The sequence below is a fragment of the Sphingomonas soli NBRC 100801 genome (assembly GCF_001591025.1).
GTDB lineage: Bacteria > Pseudomonadota > Alphaproteobacteria > Sphingomonadales > Sphingomonadaceae > Sphingomonas > Sphingomonas soli.
The window spans coordinates 363,389-380,549 of record NZ_BCTZ01000004.1; the positions used below are offsets into that span (position 1 = coordinate 363,389).

At 65.0% G+C, this 17,161-nt stretch carries 17 protein-coding genes and 1 other RNA gene; 5 read left to right on the forward strand and 13 right to left on the reverse strand.

Annotated elements, in window-relative coordinates; all coding sequences use genetic code 11:
• Positions 1 to 58: 58 nt before the first annotated feature.
• The 10 genes from SSO01S_RS05305 to SSO01S_RS05350 form a co-directional block, all read right to left on the reverse strand.
• The gene (locus SSO01S_RS05305) at positions 59 to 595 is read right to left on the reverse strand and encodes a J domain-containing protein (RefSeq protein WP_066796221.1); all 537 of its coding nucleotides are present in this window, start codon (positions 593 to 595) and stop codon (positions 59 to 61) included.
• A gap of 131 nt (positions 596 to 726) precedes the next feature.
• An RNA gene (rnpB, locus tag SSO01S_RS05310) (RNase P RNA component class A) lies at positions 727 to 1,111 on the reverse strand.
• A 38-nt stretch (positions 1,112 to 1,149) separates the two neighbouring features.
• Positions 1,150 to 1,407, reverse strand: a complete 258-nt coding sequence (locus tag SSO01S_RS05315; protein ID WP_066796223.1) for a hypothetical protein — start codon at positions 1,405 to 1,407, stop codon at positions 1,150 to 1,152.
• A gap of 6 nt (positions 1,408 to 1,413) precedes the next feature.
• A complete protein-coding gene (locus SSO01S_RS05320; protein WP_157073649.1) occupies positions 1,414 to 1,722 on the reverse strand; it encodes a hypothetical protein in 309 nt (102 codons plus the stop codon).
• The gene (locus tag SSO01S_RS05325; RefSeq protein ID WP_066796229.1) at positions 1,722 to 2,420 is read right to left on the reverse strand and encodes an N-acetylmuramoyl-L-alanine amidase; all 699 of its coding nucleotides are present in this window, start codon (positions 2,418 to 2,420) and stop codon (positions 1,722 to 1,724) included. The genes SSO01S_RS05320 and SSO01S_RS05325 overlap by 1 nt, the downstream gene beginning before the upstream one ends.
• 30 nt (positions 2,421 to 2,450) lie before the next feature.
• Positions 2,451 to 3,311, reverse strand: a complete 861-nt coding sequence (locus tag SSO01S_RS05330; RefSeq protein WP_245646592.1) for a CheR family methyltransferase — start codon at positions 3,309 to 3,311, stop codon at positions 2,451 to 2,453.
• Positions 3,308 to 4,372 carry a chemotaxis-specific protein-glutamate methyltransferase CheB gene (gene cheB, locus SSO01S_RS05335; protein WP_066796232.1) on the reverse strand — a complete coding sequence of 355 codons (1,065 nt, stop codon included), beginning with the start codon at positions 4,370 to 4,372 and terminating at the stop codon, positions 3,308 to 3,310. The genes SSO01S_RS05330 and cheB overlap by 4 nt, the downstream gene beginning before the upstream one ends.
• Positions 4,373 to 4,395: 23 nt before the next feature.
• The gene (locus SSO01S_RS05340) at positions 4,396 to 4,761 is read right to left on the reverse strand and encodes a response regulator (protein ID WP_066796234.1); all 366 of its coding nucleotides are present in this window, start codon (positions 4,759 to 4,761) and stop codon (positions 4,396 to 4,398) included.
• A 78-nt stretch (positions 4,762 to 4,839) separates the two neighbouring features.
• Entirely contained in the window at positions 4,840 to 5,265 is a 426-nt protein-coding gene (locus tag SSO01S_RS05345) for a chemotaxis protein CheW (RefSeq protein WP_066796236.1), read from the reverse strand.
• Entirely contained in the window at positions 5,265 to 7,586 is a 2,322-nt protein-coding gene (locus tag SSO01S_RS05350) for a chemotaxis protein CheA (protein WP_066796376.1), read from the reverse strand. Before SSO01S_RS05350 ends, SSO01S_RS05345 begins: the two co-directional genes overlap by 1 nt.
• A 219-nt stretch (positions 7,587 to 7,805) precedes the next feature.
• On the opposite strand from SSO01S_RS05350, the gene SSO01S_RS05355 reads away from it, so the two are divergent.
• From SSO01S_RS05355 to SSO01S_RS05365, 3 genes are all read left to right on the forward strand, one after another.
• Entirely contained in the window at positions 7,806 to 9,188 is a 1,383-nt protein-coding gene (locus SSO01S_RS05355; protein WP_066796239.1) for a hypothetical protein, read from the forward strand.
• Positions 9,189 to 9,190: 2 nt separating this feature from the next.
• A complete protein-coding gene (locus tag SSO01S_RS05360; protein WP_066796242.1) occupies positions 9,191 to 9,400 on the forward strand; it encodes a hypothetical protein in 210 nt (69 codons plus the stop codon).
• A 297-nt stretch (positions 9,401 to 9,697) separates the two neighbouring features.
• The gene (locus SSO01S_RS05365) at positions 9,698 to 10,921 is read left to right on the forward strand and encodes an RtcB family protein (RefSeq protein WP_066796245.1); all 1,224 of its coding nucleotides are present in this window, start codon (positions 9,698 to 9,700) and stop codon (positions 10,919 to 10,921) included.
• A 41-nt stretch (positions 10,922 to 10,962) separates the two neighbouring features.
• Here the strand turns inward: SSO01S_RS05365 and SSO01S_RS05370 are convergent, their stop codons facing one another.
• Positions 10,963 to 11,604, reverse strand: a complete 642-nt coding sequence (locus tag SSO01S_RS05370) for a histidine phosphotransferase family protein (RefSeq protein WP_066796248.1) — start codon at positions 11,602 to 11,604, stop codon at positions 10,963 to 10,965.
• Positions 11,605 to 11,731: 127 nt separating this feature from the next.
• Between SSO01S_RS05370 and SSO01S_RS05375 the strand changes: the two genes are divergently transcribed.
• Positions 11,732 to 13,009 (forward strand): serine hydrolase domain-containing protein, encoded by a 1,278-nt coding sequence (locus SSO01S_RS05375; RefSeq protein WP_218000336.1) that lies wholly within the window; start codon positions 11,732 to 11,734, stop codon positions 13,007 to 13,009.
• Between the two features lie 216 nt (positions 13,010 to 13,225).
• On the forward strand, positions 13,226 to 14,056 hold the full coding sequence (locus tag SSO01S_RS05380; RefSeq protein ID WP_066796255.1) for a 23S rRNA (adenine(2030)-N(6))-methyltransferase RlmJ: 831 nt from the start codon (positions 13,226 to 13,228) through the stop codon (positions 14,054 to 14,056).
• 24 nt (positions 14,057 to 14,080) lie between these two features.
• Here SSO01S_RS05380 and SSO01S_RS05385 read toward each other — a convergent pair whose 3' ends face one another.
• Together SSO01S_RS05385 and SSO01S_RS05390 are read right to left on the reverse strand one after the other, a co-directional pair.
• Complete coding sequence (locus SSO01S_RS05385; RefSeq protein WP_066796261.1) at positions 14,081 to 15,286, reverse strand: alginate export family protein; 1,206 nt, start codon at positions 15,284 to 15,286, stop codon at positions 14,081 to 14,083.
• Positions 15,287 to 15,350: 64 nt separating this feature from the next.
• Positions 15,351 to 16,736 carry a cation:proton antiporter gene (locus SSO01S_RS05390; protein WP_083942852.1) on the reverse strand — a complete coding sequence of 462 codons (1,386 nt, stop codon included), beginning with the start codon at positions 16,734 to 16,736 and terminating at the stop codon, positions 15,351 to 15,353.
• Between the last annotated feature and the right edge of the window lie 425 nt (positions 16,737 to 17,161).

A 17,161-nucleotide genomic window follows, 5' to 3' on the forward strand; every position in this document is an offset into this window, starting at 1 on the left:
GAGGGGGATGCGGTCGCTCACGCAGGTCAGCATTGGCACCGCGATCAAACCCCAAAGCTCAGTCCGGCTTCCAGGTCCGCGCTTCTTCGGCGGCCTTGAGCACATCATAGGCCGCCTGGATCGCCTGGAAGCGCTTTGCCGCCTCGGCGTCGCCGGGGCGAATATCCGGGTGGTTCGATTTGGCCAGCCGCCGCCACGCCATCCGCACCGTGTCGAAATCGGCATCGACTTCCAGCTCCAGCACCTCAAGCGCGCGCATCTCGTCGCGCGAACGGCTGCCGTCGCCAGGGCCCGCCCAGCTGTTCGCTTTGCTCTCCGTATAGCCGCTGGCGTCGCGCCGCTCCTGCGCCTCGCGCTCGGCGGCTTCCTCGGCAGTCAGTCCTTCGAAATAGTTCCAGTTGCGGTTGTATTCGCCCGCATGCGTCTCGCAGAAATACCAGCGCTCGGGGCTGTTCGGCGATTTGGGCGCGGGCCGGTCGCCCGGCTCGTTGCAGCCATGCCGGTCGCACATGCGCACGGTCACCGCCTCGCGTTCTGCGCCGTAAGCGCGCCAGCGTGGAAAGCCCCAGTCGGAAGATCGTGTCGAACGCGCCATATCAGGGGCGCAAATAGGTGTGAGCGACGCAGAAGGCCACCCCTTGCGTCATCCCAGCGAAAGCTGGGATCGCAGACCGCAAGGGCACACGCGATGCACAGACTCCCCGGCTTGCGCTGGGATGACGATAAGGTGCCAGAGGGTCTGTAAGCCGGGTTCTGTCCACGCTCGCCAGGAAAACCTGGAAAGCGCTGTGCGGCCATTCCTCTAGGAGACGGATTGCTCCGCCTCTCAAGCAACCAACCCGGACGGCGAGGCGGAAACCCTCATGCGCCGTCCCTATTCGGTTTTGCTCCCGGTGGGGTTTGCCATGCCGCTTCTGTTACCAGTCGCGCGGTGCGCTCTTGCCGCACCCTTTCACCCTTGCCCTCAATCCCGAAGGACCAGTGGGCGGTCTGCTCTCTGTGGCACTTTCCCTGGGGTCGCCCCCGCCGGGCGTTACCCGGCACCGTATTTCCGTGGAGCCCGGACTTTCCTCGGTGCACCGAAATGCAACGCGGCCGCCCAACCCTCTGGCCCGGCGGAGATAGCGGGAAATGCGGCGAATGTAAGCCCTATCGATCGTCGGCCACGAGTTCGGCGATCTCGAAGTCGTATCGCTGCCAGCCGCGCATCTTCGCGCCCTCCTCTGCCGGCGCGCGCTTCCGCTTCGCCTCGGCCAGGGATTTGGTGTGCCCCCAGAACACCTCGGTCTTGCCGTTGGCGAGGATCGCGACGATCCGCCACATATGCGTGAACGGCGTGGAGACCGCCCCGATCGTCTTCACATATCCATCGGCGAAGGTGGCTGAGAGATAGTGCTTCTTGGCCATCCCGCGTTAAACACCCCCCGTCAACGCAACGAAATGAAATGGCCAGGCAAAGACACCGGCTCCACACGCCGCGATCAGTGCAAGAAGCGGAAACTGCCGCTTGGCATAGAGGATGCTGGAAACGATCAAGGTTGTCAGGACAAGGAACGGCACACCGACCATCCAGAGAAGGTCGCCGGGTAGCAGGCAGCCAGTGCCGCAGTTGATGTAGCCTCCCCAAAGCGCGCGAATGGAGATAGCAAGCGGCAGGAGCCAGATTGCGCCGACTACCACCGGAATCCCGAGCATCGAAATTCCGAGCGTCGACCTTCGCATCAATCATCCCCCTGCGGCTTCGGCAGCAGCAGCGCGAGCAACAGGCAGCGGCATTCGGCGTCGATCTCGCCGTCGATCATCTCGGGCCGGAAGCGCCGCTGGAAAGCCGTGACCGCAGCCACGCGGTCCTCCACGTCATAGCCGAACCGCTCCAGCGCCAGCATGAAGCCCGCATCCGGCCAGCCGGGATCGACCAGGTTGCGCGTCGGTCGCGGCAGCGCCAGCCGCAGTCGTGCCAGCGCATGCCAGTTGAACAATTCGCCCGGATCCTGCTTGCGCGCAGGCGCGACGTCGGAATGGCCGACGACGTTTCCGCGCGTGATGCCGTGGCGTTCCTTGATTTCCGCCACCAAAGGAATCACCGCGCTCATCTGTGCCTCGGTGAAATTGCGATAGCCATGGTCATGGCCGGGATTGACGATCTCGATGCCGACGGAAGCCGAATTGACGTCCTTGATCCCCCGCCAGTGCGCGCGGCCCGCATGCCAGGCGCGCTTGTCCTCATCGACCAGGCGGAAGATCCGGCCGTCTTCCTCAACCAGATAATGCGCGGAAACCTCCGCCGCCGGATCGCGTAGGCGCTCAAGCGCGGCCTCGCCGGTTTCCATGCCGGTATAATGGAGCACGATCATGCTCACCGGCAGCTTACGCTCGTTGAAATTGGGGGACGGTGCGTCGATGATCGGAAGATCGCTCACCCCGCCGTTATGGCCGCTTGGCGCGCGGGATCAACCCGCAGCGGCGGCGCGCGAAGTATGGAGCGACGGGATCGCCGCGCGATAGAAGCCGCGAAAGCGCTCGCTCGGGGTGAAATGCTCGGTCTGCCCGATCACGGTCTCTCCCGCGCCCAGCACCAGCAGCCCGCCCGGCCGGATCGCGCTGGAAAGCACGTCGAACACGGTGCGCCGCATCGCGGGCGAGAAATAGAGCAGCACGTTGCGGCACAGGATGATGTCGAATTTGCCCGGAGGCGCCGGATCGGCCGTGAGGTTATGCTGGCGGAACTGCACGCGGCGAACCAGATCGTGCTTCGCGACCCAATCGCCGCCCTGGCTGTCAAACCAGGTCATCATCCGCCGCACGGGCAGGCCGCGCTGGATCTCGAACTGGGAGAATTTGCCCGATCGCGCGCGGGCGAGCGCTGCGGGGGAGAGGTCTGTCGCTACGATCTCGGGCGCGCACAACCCGTCGCCCATGCCGCGCTCGGCAAAGAGCATGGCAAGGCTCAGCGGCTCCTGTCCTGTCGAGCAGCCGGCCGACCAGATGCGCAGCCGCCGGTCGGAAACCTGGTGCCGCATCTCCTGCACGGCGTCGCCCACCGCATCGAGCACCGCGGCATCGCGGAAAAAGCTGGTTTCCTGGTTCAGCAAGGCGTCGACCACCTGATCCCCCAGCTCCCCCGATCGCGCAGCCACCAATTGCGCGACCAATTCGTCGAGATTCGCCAACCCGCGCTCGCGCAGGATCGGCTTGAGCGCTGTTTCTATCCGCCATGCGCGGTTCGCTGCGATCTGCTGGCCAGAGCGTTGCTCCAGCAGCGCGGCGATCATGTTCATCGCCGAAGCGGTGGATTGGGGCGGCGGCATCATGCTGCGCTCCTCCGCCCTGCAACCAATTGGCCGATCTCGTCGGGGGGCAGCACCGCGCTGGCCCGGCCCGCATTGGCGATCGCGCCGGGCATGCCCCAGACGACGGAGCTTGTCTGGTCCTGCACGATCACGCGCGCGCCTGCGCGGATCATGTCTCCCGCCCCTTCGCATCCATCGCGTCCCATCCCGCTGAGCACGACGCCCAGCGCGCGGCGGCCAAATACTTCGGCCACACTTTCAAACATGGGATCGACCGAGGGCATGCAACCGCTCAGCGCCTTCTCGCGAGTCAGCCGGATCGCTGCGCCGTCAGAGGTGCGCGCCACACGCATATGCGCCTCGCCGGGGGCGACGATGATGCGGCCAGGCCGGATGCGCATATGGTCGACGGCAACCTCGCAAGGGCGTCCGCCCAGCACCGCGAGCTGCGCCGCGAAATATCCCATGAACGAGGACGGCAAATGCTGGGTGACGAGGATCGGCACCTGGAAGCTCGCCGGGATCGCGCGCAGGAACTGGCTGAGCGCGTGGATGCCGCCCGTCGATGCGCCGACCGCGACCAGGTCGAAATCGCGCGGTGGGGTCACCGCGTTGGAGGCGGGGATTCTGGGCCGGGTATCGGTTGGCGCATCGAACAGCTTGGAAAGCCGCTCTTCCAGCACTTCGGCAAAACGTCCGCCGAATGCGCCGATGCCGGGCTTCACCAGCGTGTCCGCCGCGCCAAGCGCCAGCGCCTGTACGCTCACCGCGGCACCCTCATCCGCTGCGGACGAAACCACCATCACCTTCGCGCCGTGGCTCGCGAGCATGATGTCGGGAAGCGCGGTCAGCCCGTCGATCCCAGGCATTTCGATGTCGAGCAGGATGGCGTCGACGCGATTGGTTTCGAGCCAGCGCAGCGCGGCGCTCACATCGCTGAAGGCACCTGCCACCACAAAGCGCCGCGTGCTTTCCACCATGCGTCCCAGCACCGATCGCGCAACGACCGAATCGTCGATGATCAGCACACGCAATGGCGCAGCACCTGCCAGGGTATTTGTCGCCAGACCGGAATGCGGCATCCCCGCTACTCCCCGATCTGGGCTCAGGCTACGCCGACGATCTGCAGCTTGCTCTCAAGCGTCTCGCGATCGAAAGGTTTCATCACATATTCGTCCGCCCCCGCTTCGATCGCGGCACGGATATAGGCCATGCCGTTCTCGGTGGTGCAGAACACCACCTTCGGCCGCGTCGGCAGCCCCGAATCCTTGAGCGCACGGAGGAAATCCATGCCGCTCATTACCGGCATGTTCCAGTCGAGCAGGATCACGTCAGGGGGCGTATCCAGGCAGGAATCGAGCGCTTCGCGCCCGTCGCCTGCTTCACGCACTTCGAAGTCGAGCGTTTCCAGAATGTGCCGGGCGACCTTCCGGATCACCTTCGAATCGTCGACAACGAGACAAGTCTTCATTTTTCCCTGTTCCCCGTACCCAGGTGCTTGAAACGCCATTCTGCCGCGCAAGCGTGAGTTTCGCGTTAATCGTACAAATTAGTTGAGTGCGGCCTGGCCGGGCACGAGGCTGGCCAGATCGATCGCCAGGATCGGTTCCCCGTCCCGCTCCACCACGCCCCGTCCCGCCGCACGCCATGCCGGCCCCAGCGCGACGCCGCCCGCCAAAGGCAGCAGCTCGAACGGCGCGACATCGTCCAGCGCATCGACCAGCATCGCATAATGGTGCCCGTCGACGCGGGTGATGACCGCGCGGCGTGCGTCGCTCACGCCCGGCATGCCGAGCGCGGATTGGGTATCGACCACGGTCACCACGCGGCTGCGCAGCGCGGCGAGCCCGCGAACATGCGCGCTGGCAAGCGGCACGGCGGTTACCCCGCCAATATCCACCACCGATTCAACCTGATTGGAATCGATCGCGACCGCGCGGCCGGCGATCTGCGCGACAAGATATAGATGCGCCATCAGCGTTTCCCCGTCTTGGCCTGGAGCGCCCGAAGCAATCCGGCGCGGTCGTAGCGATAGACGCTGTCGTCCCCTGCTCCGGCGGCAACGCGCCGGCGGCGCAGGCGCACCACCGGCGCGGCCTCGGCAAGCGCAGGCGGCGCATCGTCGGATGAGAGTACGACGGATGCGGTTTCGCCCGGTGCAAGCTCGAAAGCGACGCGATAACCGGATGTTTCAAGCAGCGGGCGCACGAACGAGGCCATCCAGCCCCCTTCATCACCTTGGATCAGGCAGACTGGACGCTCTTCATCACCCATCCCGTCCCGATCGGCATGGGTGTCGAACACCCAAAGCACGTCGAGCAGCTCCACCTGTTCCCCGTCGAGCAGCGCCACGCCCGAAACCGGGCCCGCCTCGCGCGCGGGGGTCACGTCTTCGGGCAGCACGATGATGTCGATCGCCTCGTTGATCGCATAGCTGATTTCGTTCGCGTCGTCCTTCAGGCGCAGCACGTTCAGCCGGTCGCGCCCCTGGATCTCGCCCTGCGCGGCAAGCGGCAGGATGCGTCCGTCGATCGTCACGCGGAAGCGTCCCGCGGCGAAGCGCACATTGACCGCATCGACCTGTTCCACCCGATCGACCGCAGCCAGCGGCACCGCGCGGCGCACGCCGTCCAGATCCTGGAACAGCAATGCCGGAATGCCCGGGCTCGCCGCTTCCGCCGCTTCCTCTTCCATCTCCCGGCTGCCGTCGCTGCTGAAATCGAGCCCGGCCACGCTGGCCAGTCCCGCGCAATCGAGCAGCAGCATCGGCATGCCGCTGTCCGGAAGCGTCTGCCCGGCATAGACGCCGCATGACATCACGGCGGGCGACGCGGGTTTGATCACCAGTTCTTCGGTATCCAGCACGGTATCGGCGCCCAACGCATAGCTGCCTTCGGGCACGCTCACGATCGCGATCATCCGGCGGCTTTCAGAGCGCGCCGGCTCGATGCCCAGCACATCGCAAAGGTTGAGCATCGGCATCCGCCGTTCCCTCACGGTCAGCACTTCCACGCCGCCGATCGTATCGATCCGGATGGCGTCGCTGCCGTCCGTTACGATTTCCTCGATCGCCTGGCGCGGGATCGCGAAGCGCTGTCCTCCCGCCCCCACCACGATGGCCGAAATGATCGACAGCGTCAGCGGCACATGGATTGCGATGCGCAGCCCCTTGCCGGGATTGTTGTCCAGCTCGACGCGCCCGCCAATCTGCTCGATCGCGGCGCGAACCACGTCCATGCCCACGCCGCGGCCCGAAATCTCGCTGACTTCGTCCTTGCTCGAAAGGCCTGGTTCAAACACCAGCTCGAGCTTGCCGCGATCGCTCAGTGCCCGAAGCTGGCGTTCATCGCCGCCATTCTGCACCATCTTGGCGATCAGCTTTTCGGTATCGATGCCGCGCCCGTCGTCGGAGATTTCGATGATGATCTGGTTGCCGGACTGGCGCGCCGAGACATTCAGCCGGCCATTCTCGCGCTTGCCCGAATTGCGGCGGGCAGCCGGAAGCTCGATGCCGTGATCGATCGAATTGCGCACGATATGGACGAGCGGATCGCGCATCATCTCGATCATCTCGCGGTCGAGCTCCACATCCGATCCCTCGACGTGCAGCGTCACCGATTTGCCCAGCCCCGCCGCAGTATCGCGCACCATGCGCGGAAGCGCGGAGAACAAGGCGTCGATCTTCTGCATGCGCGTGCGCGTCACCGTGTCACGCATCTCGCCCACGGTCAGCGAAAGCCGCTCGAGCGCCGCTTCCAGCGCGGGATCAATATTCCCCTCGCGCATCCGCCGCGCCAGCTCGTTGCGCGCCAGCACCATGTCCGACATGCCGGACATCATCCGGTCGAGCAGGTCCACGTTCAGCCGCACGCTGCGCGCGGGCGCGCGCTGTCCGCCAACGCCCGCCGGCGCCGCCGCGATCATATCGGTGCCCTCAGCCAGCGCCGCGATCAGCAGATCCTCGCCGGTATCGTCCAGGCTCTCGCCCGAATCGATCGCTTCCACGATCTCGCCGATCCGGTCGACCACGGCGAGAACGGCGTTGACCAGTCCGGTATCGGGCGTCCGCTCGCCGCACCGCACCTGCGCCAGCGCATCCTCCGCAGCATGGCTCAGCCGTGCCAAGCGCGGCAGATCCAGGAAGCCGCAGCTCCCCTTCACGGTGTGCACGAACCGGAAAATCGCATCGAGCCGGCTCTTGTCGTCCGGATTCGCTTCCCATGCGACGATCTCGCCCGAAAGCGCCTCCAGCGTCTCGCGCGTCTCGGCAATAAATTCCTGAAGCAGGTCGTCCATGGTGCCCCGAAACAAATTTACGCGGCCGTTGTGGAGGATAGAGGGTTAAAGCGGGGTTAGTGATGGCCCGCAGAACACCGTCCAAAGCGGTGTTAATCGTCGTTGCATACGCCTGCAAAACTATGCAGCCCTCCATTCGCAGCGGAAGGCATCTTGCTCCCGTCACTAAGGCATTAGCGGGCCGCGGCAAAGATAACGGGCTTTTCGGGGGAATCGATTATGATCCGGCGTACCGGCCTCGTCGCGGGCATGCTCGCGCTTTCCGCCTGTTCGGGTGTGATACACAAGCAATCGCGGCTTCAGGGCAATGATCCCGTCGCGATCACTGTCGATGCCCGCCAGCGGGTGATCCTCAGCCAGTGGGATCCCTCCGAGACTTCGGCCGCGCCCGGAACGGCGAAGCCCGCCTTCCGCCGCTATTGCGCCGAACCCAGCCCCGACGCGTTCACCGTCTTGGGCGTCGCCGCGAGCGGCAGCGGAACGCTGGGGCTCGATTCGGACGCGAAGACGCTGAACGCCGCGCTTCAGGCCGCCTTCTCCAGCAACGAGAGCGGCAGCACCATTTCCCGGACACAGACGATCAACATGCTGCGCGAAATGATGTTTCGCACCTGCGAGCGCTATCTCAGCGGCGCGATCAGCAAGGCCCAGTTCCAGACGATCGCCGCGCGTGACCAGCGCGTCATGGTCTCGATCCTCGCGATCGAGCAGCTCACCGGATCGATCGCCCCACCCCCAGTCATCATCAATTCGAGCGGGAATGCGAACACCGGTTTCGATCCCTCCGAGATTTCCGAGACGCTGACCGGGCTGCACACCAAGACGGTCGAGGCCGCAAAGAAGGTCACGGACAAGAAAACCGCGTACGACACGGTCAACACCTCCGCCAATCTGTGCGCCGCGGCGACCGCGCTCACCGACGAAGCGATCGACGCCATAGCGGACGCCAACGACAAGAAGGCCAAGAAGGACAAGAAAGCCGCGTGCATAAAGGCCAGCGACGAGCTTGATCTGGCCAAGGAAGAGGCCAAGGCGGCGGACGCGATCTACAAGGGCGGCCTAATCTCTGCGGGCCGTGGACAGGGCGTTTCCGCGGCTGGTACGACCGCAGGCTACCATGTCGGCGAGGCGATCGCCCGCAAGGAAGAGGTGACGCAAGTCGCTGAAAAGGTGAAGGATATCGTCGCCCTCACCTTCGCGCAGGACGAGACGTTGCTGTTCTGCCTTCAGGCGCTGGACGCGAGCAATACCGGGGCCAACTTCGAACAGGTTCGCCCCATGTGCGTCGAATATCTGAAAGCCAAGGTGAAGTCGGACGCCGAAAAGCTGGGGGCTGATTTCAAGGTCGGCCGCGCCCTGCTCAACCGACGGAACAGCGTCGCGCCGCGGCTTGCCCAGTGCCTCGCCAACAACGACGCCACTCTGGCCGGCAAGGTCAAGACGGCCCTGGCCGGCACGTCGATCAAGGCCACTGCCGATGCTTTCATCACGGCAGCCAAAGCGTCCGCGAATGCTGCCGCCACTGCGCTCGACGATCTGGGTTCCGACGCGGAGACCGAGGTGATCGGCGCGCTCAACGTCCCTTGCGGTCTGGGAGCATAAGCATGCGCATCAAGATCTATGTCTGCGACAAGAAGGCCGACCTCGATTTCGCCATCGGCGATGTTCCGGATGGCTCGATCCTCTACCAGACGCCCGATGGGGAACCCGATACGGGCGACGCGGTGGGCTATACCGTGGCGAACGGCGTGAAATCACCCGTGAAGAAATACACGACCTTCACCAACAAATATGTGCTGGTGGCGCGAATCTAGGCGTCAGTCCCGGAAACCGGACCCGAACAGCAGCACTTCCGCGTCCGGCGGGCTCAACTGAAGCACGCCGCTCGCCGCAACGCATTTGTGCATCTTCCCTTGTGCGCAATCTTCGGATAAAGGCGCACCCACTATGACCAGCCTCTGCCCACGTCCGGAATACGGTACGATCGCCCTGCGCGGGTGACGAACGGGTGCTGCGCCCCGTTCGGGGTGCAGCTTGGAACCGGCACAAGCCAACCGCGGAACCACCGCGGGCACTCCCGAAAAATCGCAGCAATGCCAAGGGAGTGAACAATGGATCAATACAGCACCCACGCAACCTGCGGAGCGCAGCTCAAGCTCTGGGACAGCGCCGGCCCGTTCGAAGCGGGCGCGATGCAGCAGCTGCGCAATGTCGCCAGCCTGCCCTTCGTGTTCAAGCACGTCGCCGGCATGCCCGATGTCCATTTCGGCAAGGGTGCCACGATCGGCTCGGTCATCGCAACCAAGCAGGCGATCGTCCCCGCTGCCGTGGGCGTCGATATCGGCTGTGGCATGATGGCGGTGCGCACCTCCCTCACCGGCTCGCAGCTTCCGGACAGCCTCGGGGCGATCCGCGCCGAGATCGAACGCGCCGTGCCCAAGGGGATGGAATCGAGCCAGAGCGCCAACCACGCCAAGGGCGGATGGGCGATCACGCCCAATGCGGTTGCGCGCGCCTGGTACGACAAGTTCGATGCACGCTGGCGCATCATCGCGGGCAAGCACCCGAAGATCGATGGCAAGACCAGTGATCAATTGGGATCGATGGGCGGCGGAAACCACTTTATCGAGGTCTGCCTCGACGAGGAGGACCGCGTCTGGGTGATGCTGCATTCGGGATCGCGCGGGACCGGAAACCGGATCGGGACCTATTTCATCGATTCCGCCAAGGAGCTGATGGAGCGGAACCGTGTGGACTTCTTCCTCGCGGACAAGGATCTCGCTTACCTGGCCGAGGGCACCGCATTGTTCGACGATTACATCGAGGCGATGACCTTTGCGCAGGATTACGCGATGGCAAACCGCGAGATCATGATGCACCGTACGCTCGAAGCCCTGCGCAAGCATCTGCCGGCGTTCAAGACCGACAAGCGGGCGATCAACTGCCATCACAATTATGCAACGCGTGAGAACCATTTCGGCGAGAATGTCTGGGTAACCCGCAAGGGTGCCGTGCGTGCGCGCGCCGGCGATCTCGGGATCATTCCCGGATCGATGGGCACGGGCAGCTTCATCGTCGAGGGACTGGGCAACGAACAGTCCTTCTGCAGCTGCTCGCATGGCGCCGGCCGCGTGATGTCGCGGGCGGCAGCCAAGAAGCTGATCTCGCTGGAGGACCACGCCAAGGCGATGCAAGGCATCGAGGCGCGCGTGGACGAAGCGGTGCTCGATGAAAGCCCCGCCGCCTATAAGGATATCGGCGCGGTGATGGCGGCGCAGCAGGATCTGGTGGCGATCCGCCACCGGCTGCGTCAGGTCATCAACATCAAGGGCTAGGACATCGTCCCCTTCCCGCTTTTGCGGGAGGGGGCTCGTCTTCAAACGCGGAAGCTGGCTCCGAACAGCAGCACTTCCGCATCCGGCGGGCTCACCTGCAGCACGCCGCCGCCTTGCGTCACCAGCGCGTGCGCCAGATAGGCGGCCGCCGCGCGCGGCGTGATCGGCAGATCGTCCTTGCCGCCCGCCAGCGCGCTGCGCAATTCGGGGTCCAGCACGATGCGCGGGCCATCGGCGCGCACCACAATTTCGATATGCCCGTCCACGATCTCGGCGCCGATCGCCAGATCGCCGCCGCGCACCAATGCGTCACCGCCGATCAGCGCCAGGTTGAGCAGCACCTTGATCGCCTGCTTCGGCAGCACCGGGTCTTCGACCATCCAGGCGACACGAACGCGGTGGTTCTCGCCAAACAGCCCCTCGATCGCGGCTTGCGCCTCGCGCGTATCGACGGTCTCTCCAAAACCACCCGCCGCGCCGAACGCCAGGCGGAAGAATTTCAGCTTGTTCGCCGATGCCTTGGCGCTTTCGCTCAGCAGTTCCAGGCAGCGTGCGCGCATCTCGGGGTCATGCTCGTCTGCGAGCAGCTCCAGCCCGTTGTTCAGCGCCCCAACCGGGCTGAGCAGATCATGGCAAAGCCGTGAGCAAAGCAGGCTGGCGAAGTCGGTCGGGCTGATATTCAAGTGAAGGCGCTCCCCAATTACCGCTTCTTTGGCGCACCATCCCGCCCCCTGCAAGCGCGGGACTGGCCCCGCGCGCCTGATACCGCTACCAACTGCACGATAATCGTGGGAGAGCGGGATGCGAGAAATGCTGCTTGGAGCCGCTGCGCTCGCGCTGATCCTGGCGGGCGCGCCCGCCCCCGTGGTCGCGCAGACTCGCACCACGGACGCCGCCACCAGCCTCCGCATCGACAAGGCCCGGATCGATCGCGCGCTTGCCGAAATGGTCGCCCGCGGGCGCGCCACCGGCGTTTCGGCGCTGATCTGGAAGGATGGCCGCGAAGTCTATTTCGGCGCGACGGGCCTTGCCGATCGCGAAGCCGGGCGTGCAATGGCGCGCGACACCCTCGTCCAGATCTATTCGATGACCAAGCCCGTCACCGGCGTCGCGCTGATGCAGCTTTGGGAGCAGGGCAAGTTTGGGCTCGATGATCCGTTGTCGCGCTATCTGCCTGAATTCGCGGCGATGCTCGTACAGGATGGCGTGGATGCTGGTGGCCAGCCGCTCTGGCGTCCCGCCGCACGCCCGATCACCGTGCGCGACATCCTCCGCCACACCGCCGGCTTTGCCTATGGGCCGGGCGAAACGGCAGCGGAGAAGGCCTTTGGCGCCGCCCAGCCGCTGGCGCTCACCAATACGCTCACCGAATTCGGCCGCCGGATCGCGCATGTTCCGCTCGTCTATGATCCGGGCACGCAGTGGCGCTACAGCGCCGCCGTCGATGTCCAGGCTTTGCTGGTCGAGCGCCTTTCGGGCGAGAAGTTCGAGGATTATGTCCAGGCGCACGTGCTGAAGCCGCTCGGCATGGCGCAAACCGGCTGGAGCCCGCCTGCCGAATATCTCCAGCGCTTCGCTGCCACCTATATTCTCGGTGCGGATGGCAAGCTCATCCGTGAAGATGAGAAGACGATGCGCGCCTTCAATTTCCCCAAGCCCGCGATGACGATGGGCGGCGCGGGCCTTGTCGCGCCGATCGACGATTATATGCGCTTCGCCCGGATGCTCGTCGGCGGCGGCACGTTGGATAATGTGCGCATCCTCAAGCCCTCGACGGTCAGGCTGATGTCCACCAATCAGCTCGACGCGCGCGTGACCGAGAAGCAATGGCTGCCCAGCAAAGGCAATGTCGGCTTCGGCATGGATTTCGCCGTGCGCATCGGCCGCCCCCTCTCTGCCGAGGAAAATCGCGGCGCGGTCGGCGAGTTCTTCTGGGACGGCGCAGCTTCCACCTTGTTCTGGGTCGATCCCGCGAACAAGCTCGCCGCAGTGTTCTACGTCCAGACCAAGCCCTTCCAGGCCACCCTCCACCGCGACATTCGGCGCGCGATCTATGGCGATGCCTATCTGGGCCCCGCAGGGGATTGAGGAGAACGCGGGCGCGTAGGTAGTTGGAGCACCCTGGCAGCGCTTGAGCCGGTCGCAACCCGGCCAGAGTGAACGTTCGCCCTAGAGCTCGCGCGCAGAATATTTTGAACCTTGCCGCCCGACTCTGTACGGGCACCCGATCGATCGCCTCAGTCGCCGCGCGCCCGGCGTCCCAGCAGCGCGTCCAAGGGCGGATCGCGAGGATTTCAAGTCGCAATGAACTATCGCCATTCCTTCCATGCGGGCAACAGCGCCGATGTCGTGAAGCACAGCCTGCTGATCGCGCTTGTGCGGGCGTTGCAGCTTAAGGACGGAGCGCTGACCCTGATCGACACCCATGCGGGCTGCGGGCTGTACGATCTGGGCGGTGAAGCGGCGCAGCGCACCGGCGAATCCGTGCAGGGCGTGGCTCGGGCCCTTGTCGATCGGGATCCCTTGCTCGACGAATATCGTGCCGCCGTGCAGGCGGTGAATGACGATGCGGAAGCGCACCTCTACCCGGGCTCTCCCCGGATCCTCGCGCAGCTTCTGCGTCCGCAGGATCTCCTGATCCTCAACGAAAAGCATCCCGAAGACGTCTATGCCCTGCGCGGCGCGATGCGCGACACGCCTGCCGCCGTGCACCAGCGCGACGCATACGAACTCTGGCTGGCCATGGTGCCGACCCGCACCCCGCGCGGCGTGGTGGTAGTCGATCCGCCGTATGAGCAGACGGACGAACGCGCCCGCATCACCGCCACCCTCGCCACCGCGCACCGAAAATGGGCGCATGGCGTGACGGTGATCTGGTTTCCGTTGAAAGACCGCGAGACGCATTGGCGGTGGAAGCAGCAGCTAGGCAGGCTCGGCATCCCCAAATTCCTGGTGGTGGAGCATTGGCTGTACGATCAGGATCAGCCCGGCATCTATAACGGCGCGGGCCTCTTCATCATCAATCCGCCCTATGCCTTCACGCAGGCGCTGCCGCCGCTGCTGGAAGCCCTGCGTTCGGCACTGGCGCCGGATGGGCACAGGGGCGAAATCACCGCCGATTGGCTGGACGCTTAGGATACGCGCAGGCAGCCGCCTCGCTTAAAGCGCCCAGTCGAGCTGTAACCAGGCCTTGTCCGTATCGGTCGCGAAGCGATCCGCATCGTAGTGCGCATAGCGGGCCGAAAGCGTCGCCCGTCCCAGCTTGACCGCCGCCAGCAGGTCCAGTTCGTCGCCATAATGCTGGTCCAATCGGTCGCTGTCGAAGCGGTGATAGACCGCCGTCAGCGTGATCGCGTCCACGCCCAGCACCTTCTTCCAGCCATAGCCCCCGGATGTGTACAGGTCGCGCAGGCCGTTCGGCGGCGTGGCGCCAAACTTGCCCGCCCAGCCGTTGAACCGGAAATAGGAAGCGAGTGGCGTCTGCACGCTGGTCAGCGCCACGCCCTTTTCCGCGCCCAGCACCTCATATCCCGCGGCAGCGGTGAACCCGCGCGCGCTCAGGCTCAGTTCGCCGAGCCAGTAATCGGCGGAGTAATCGTTGGGATTGCGGTGATAATCGCTCTGCCGCGCCCAGCTCGCGGTATAGCCCAGCTTCGCATCCTTGCCGATCGGGGCGCTCCCGGAAAATCGCACACCCCAGGTCTGGCTGGACAAACGGAAGCCCTGCACCACCGCCGCGTCCTGATCGACCAGATAGGCGAAGCCGGTCAGCGTGCCCGCTTTCGTGCCATAGCTGAGCAGGGCAAACACATTGTCCCCGCCGATCGCCTGCGGGCGGCCCCCCGTGCCGTTGCGTCCGTTCACCGTACGGTCGCTCCACGCATAGCTGATATCGGCGCTCAGCCCCATCGGCTTGCCGATCTGCACGCGCACCGCGTCGAACGTCTGCTCGCTCTGCCGCCAGCCCGCCGAGCCGACGAAGCGCTGCTCCGCCAGCTCGATCCGCTGCCGCCCTGCAGTGACGCCAAAGCCCTTGCCCGCATAGCGGATCTGCGCGCGGTTGAGTTCCAGATTGGCCGGGTCCACCACCAGCGGATAGGCGATGCGCCCGTTGGTCCCGCTATTATAATCCTCGATCAGCGCGAGCACCGCCTCGCCCTCCACCAGCGCGGACCATTCCCCGCTGGTTAGGGTCACGCCCGGCCGCACCCGCAGCGTCAGCGCATCGGCCCGCTCCGCCAGTCCATCCTGATCGACATGCTCGTAGCGTAGCCGCACATCGGCGCTGGGCTTCACGGTCACTTCCTGTGCCTGCGCGGCGCCGCCAGCCAGCAGCCCCGCCAGCAAAGTCGGCGCGTATCGCATTGCTAGAACCTCTCTAGAAAGAAGCGCCCCGCCCGATGCGCAGGCGGGGCGCCAGGAGGAAGCCTCAGGCCGGCTGCGCCATCACGCGCCCATCCGAATCCGGCACCGCGCCCAGTTCGCCGCTCTCGCGCGCCTTTCGGCCATAGACGATCTCGAACACCGGGGTCGCCATCACCGTGGTGACGATCGCCATAAGCACCAGCATCGAGAAGAGCGTCGGTCCGATAATCCCCTTTTGCAGGCCGATATTGATGATGATCAGCTCCATCAGCCCGCGCGAGTTCATCAGCGCGCCGATGCCCAGCGCGGTGCGGTTATCCTCGCCGGAGAGCCGCGCCGCCGCCCAGCATGCGCCGAACTTTGCGAGCACCGAGACCGCAAGGATGCCCAGCGCGATCATCAGCAGCGGCAGCGAATTGACCATGTCCATCCGCGTGTTCAGCCCCGAATAGGTGAAGAACATCGGCAGCAGCAGCACCACCGCGAGCGGCTCCACCTTCCGCTTCAGCTCCTCGACGAACAGCCCGCGCGGCATGCACGCGCCCATCAGGAAGCCGCCGAAGATCGCATGGACGCCGATCGCGTCCATGATGAAGGCCGATGTGCAGAACAGCATCATGACGACCGCGAGCATCGTCGTGCTCATCTCGCCGCGTTCCTCGACCATACGGCCCAGCGGCGCGAGCAATTTGCGCCCGACCAGCAGCATGAAGGCGACGTAGAGCAGCGCTCCGCCGATCGCGATGATCGCCACGCCGGCCCCTGCGCCGAACGTCGCCAGCACGATCGCCAGCACGCACCACGAGGTCGCGTCGTCGAAAGCCCCCGCCGTCAGCGAAAGCGTGCCGAGCGACGAATTGGCCAGCCCCCGCTCGTTGATGATCCGCGCCAGCATCGGGAAAGCGGTCAGCGCGATGCACGCGCCCATGAAGAGCGTCGCATTGCCCTGGCTGATCCCAGGCGTGAACAGCCCCGGCACGGTGAGCAGAAAGGGCGTGATCAGCGCCGCCAGGATAAAGGGCGCGGTGATCCCCGCCGCCGATACCGCCGCAGCGCTCTTCGCCTTGGACTGGAAATGATCGAGCCGCAGCGTCAGCCCGACCATGAACATGTACAGCCCCACGCCAAGCTGCGCGCCGACATAGAGCACGTTGCGCGTCTCCTTGGGGAAGATGGCGAGCTGGATGTCGGGGAAGAACAGCCCGAACAGCGACGGCCCCAGGATCACGCCCGCGATCATCTCGCCCACCACCTGCGGCTGCCCCAGCAGCTTCTGCCCCAGCCAGCCGACCACGCGGCAGGCAAGGATAATCACCGCAAGCTGAAGGAAGAAGTGAATGCTGTAATCGCCCGGCGCATAGCTGTTGACGGAATTCACCGCCGGCCCATGGGGCGAGAGTATGTCTCCCAGCGCCCGCCACGCCTCACTTGCCAGTCCTGCAACCACAATCCCCTCCCCATTCGCTCTTGCGTGGCGCGGGCATTTGCCTTCGCGCCATCCTCAGCAAAGGTGGATCGAGGGGTTACCGCAACGGGAAAATGTGAGCGCTACCATCGAATTTCGCGAACCGGGCCGAAATCGTGTCCGAAGCGCCACATTGTAGGTAAGTGACTACATGACAACGCGGACAATCTAGGCAAATAGGTACGTTATTGCGGCGAAGAATCGTTCGAGTCAGCGCTCGCGAATCATCGAGTCGGGCAAGACCGGGCTTTGCGAGCCAACCCCCAGAAGCGGTGACGGAGCCCTGAGAAGCCGTTCGAGCCCGCAGGGCGCGCAAGGCCGAACGGCCGCCCGAGCTTATGCGAGGCCCCAAAACAAGGAGCGCAGGAGAGGGTGGGATTCGAACCCACGCGCGAAGGCCGGCAGGCCAG

Excerpts from the sequence above, each read along its gene's own strand:
- SSO01S_RS05305 (WP_066796221.1), bottom strand. The coding sequence starts at position 595 with ATGGCGCGTTCGACACGATCTTCCGACTGGGGCTTTCCACGCTGGCGC.
- SSO01S_RS05315 (WP_066796223.1), bottom strand. The coding sequence starts at position 1,407 with ATGGCCAAGAAGCACTATCTCTCAGCCACCTTCGCCGATGGATATGTG.
- SSO01S_RS05320 (WP_157073649.1), bottom strand. The coding sequence starts at position 1,722 with ATGCGAAGGTCGACGCTCGGAATTTCGATGCTCGGGATTCCGGTGGTA.
- SSO01S_RS05330 (WP_245646592.1), bottom strand. The coding sequence starts at position 3,311 with ATGATGCCGCCGCCCCAATCCACCGCTTCGGCGATGAACATGATCGCC.
- cheB (WP_066796232.1), bottom strand. The coding sequence starts at position 4,372 with ATGCCGCATTCCGGTCTGGCGACAAATACCCTGGCAGGTGCTGCGCCA.
- SSO01S_RS05340 (WP_066796234.1), bottom strand. The coding sequence starts at position 4,761 with ATGAAGACTTGTCTCGTTGTCGACGATTCGAAGGTGATCCGGAAGGTC.
- SSO01S_RS05345 (WP_066796236.1), bottom strand. The coding sequence starts at position 5,265 with ATGGCGCATCTATATCTTGTCGCGCAGATCGCCGGCCGCGCGGTCGCG.
- SSO01S_RS05350 (WP_066796376.1), bottom strand. The coding sequence starts at position 7,586 with ATGGACGACCTGCTTCAGGAATTTATTGCCGAGACGCGCGAGACGCTG.
- SSO01S_RS05355 (WP_066796239.1), top strand. The coding sequence starts at position 7,806 with ATGATCCGGCGTACCGGCCTCGTCGCGGGCATGCTCGCGCTTTCCGCC.
- SSO01S_RS05360 (WP_066796242.1), top strand. The coding sequence starts at position 9,191 with ATGCGCATCAAGATCTATGTCTGCGACAAGAAGGCCGACCTCGATTTC.
- SSO01S_RS05365 (WP_066796245.1), top strand. The coding sequence starts at position 9,698 with ATGGATCAATACAGCACCCACGCAACCTGCGGAGCGCAGCTCAAGCTC.
- SSO01S_RS05375 (WP_218000336.1), top strand. The coding sequence starts at position 11,732 with ATGCTGCTTGGAGCCGCTGCGCTCGCGCTGATCCTGGCGGGCGCGCCC.
- SSO01S_RS05380 (WP_066796255.1), top strand. The coding sequence starts at position 13,226 with ATGAACTATCGCCATTCCTTCCATGCGGGCAACAGCGCCGATGTCGTG.
- SSO01S_RS05385 (WP_066796261.1), bottom strand. The coding sequence starts at position 15,286 with ATGCGATACGCGCCGACTTTGCTGGCGGGGCTGCTGGCTGGCGGCGCC.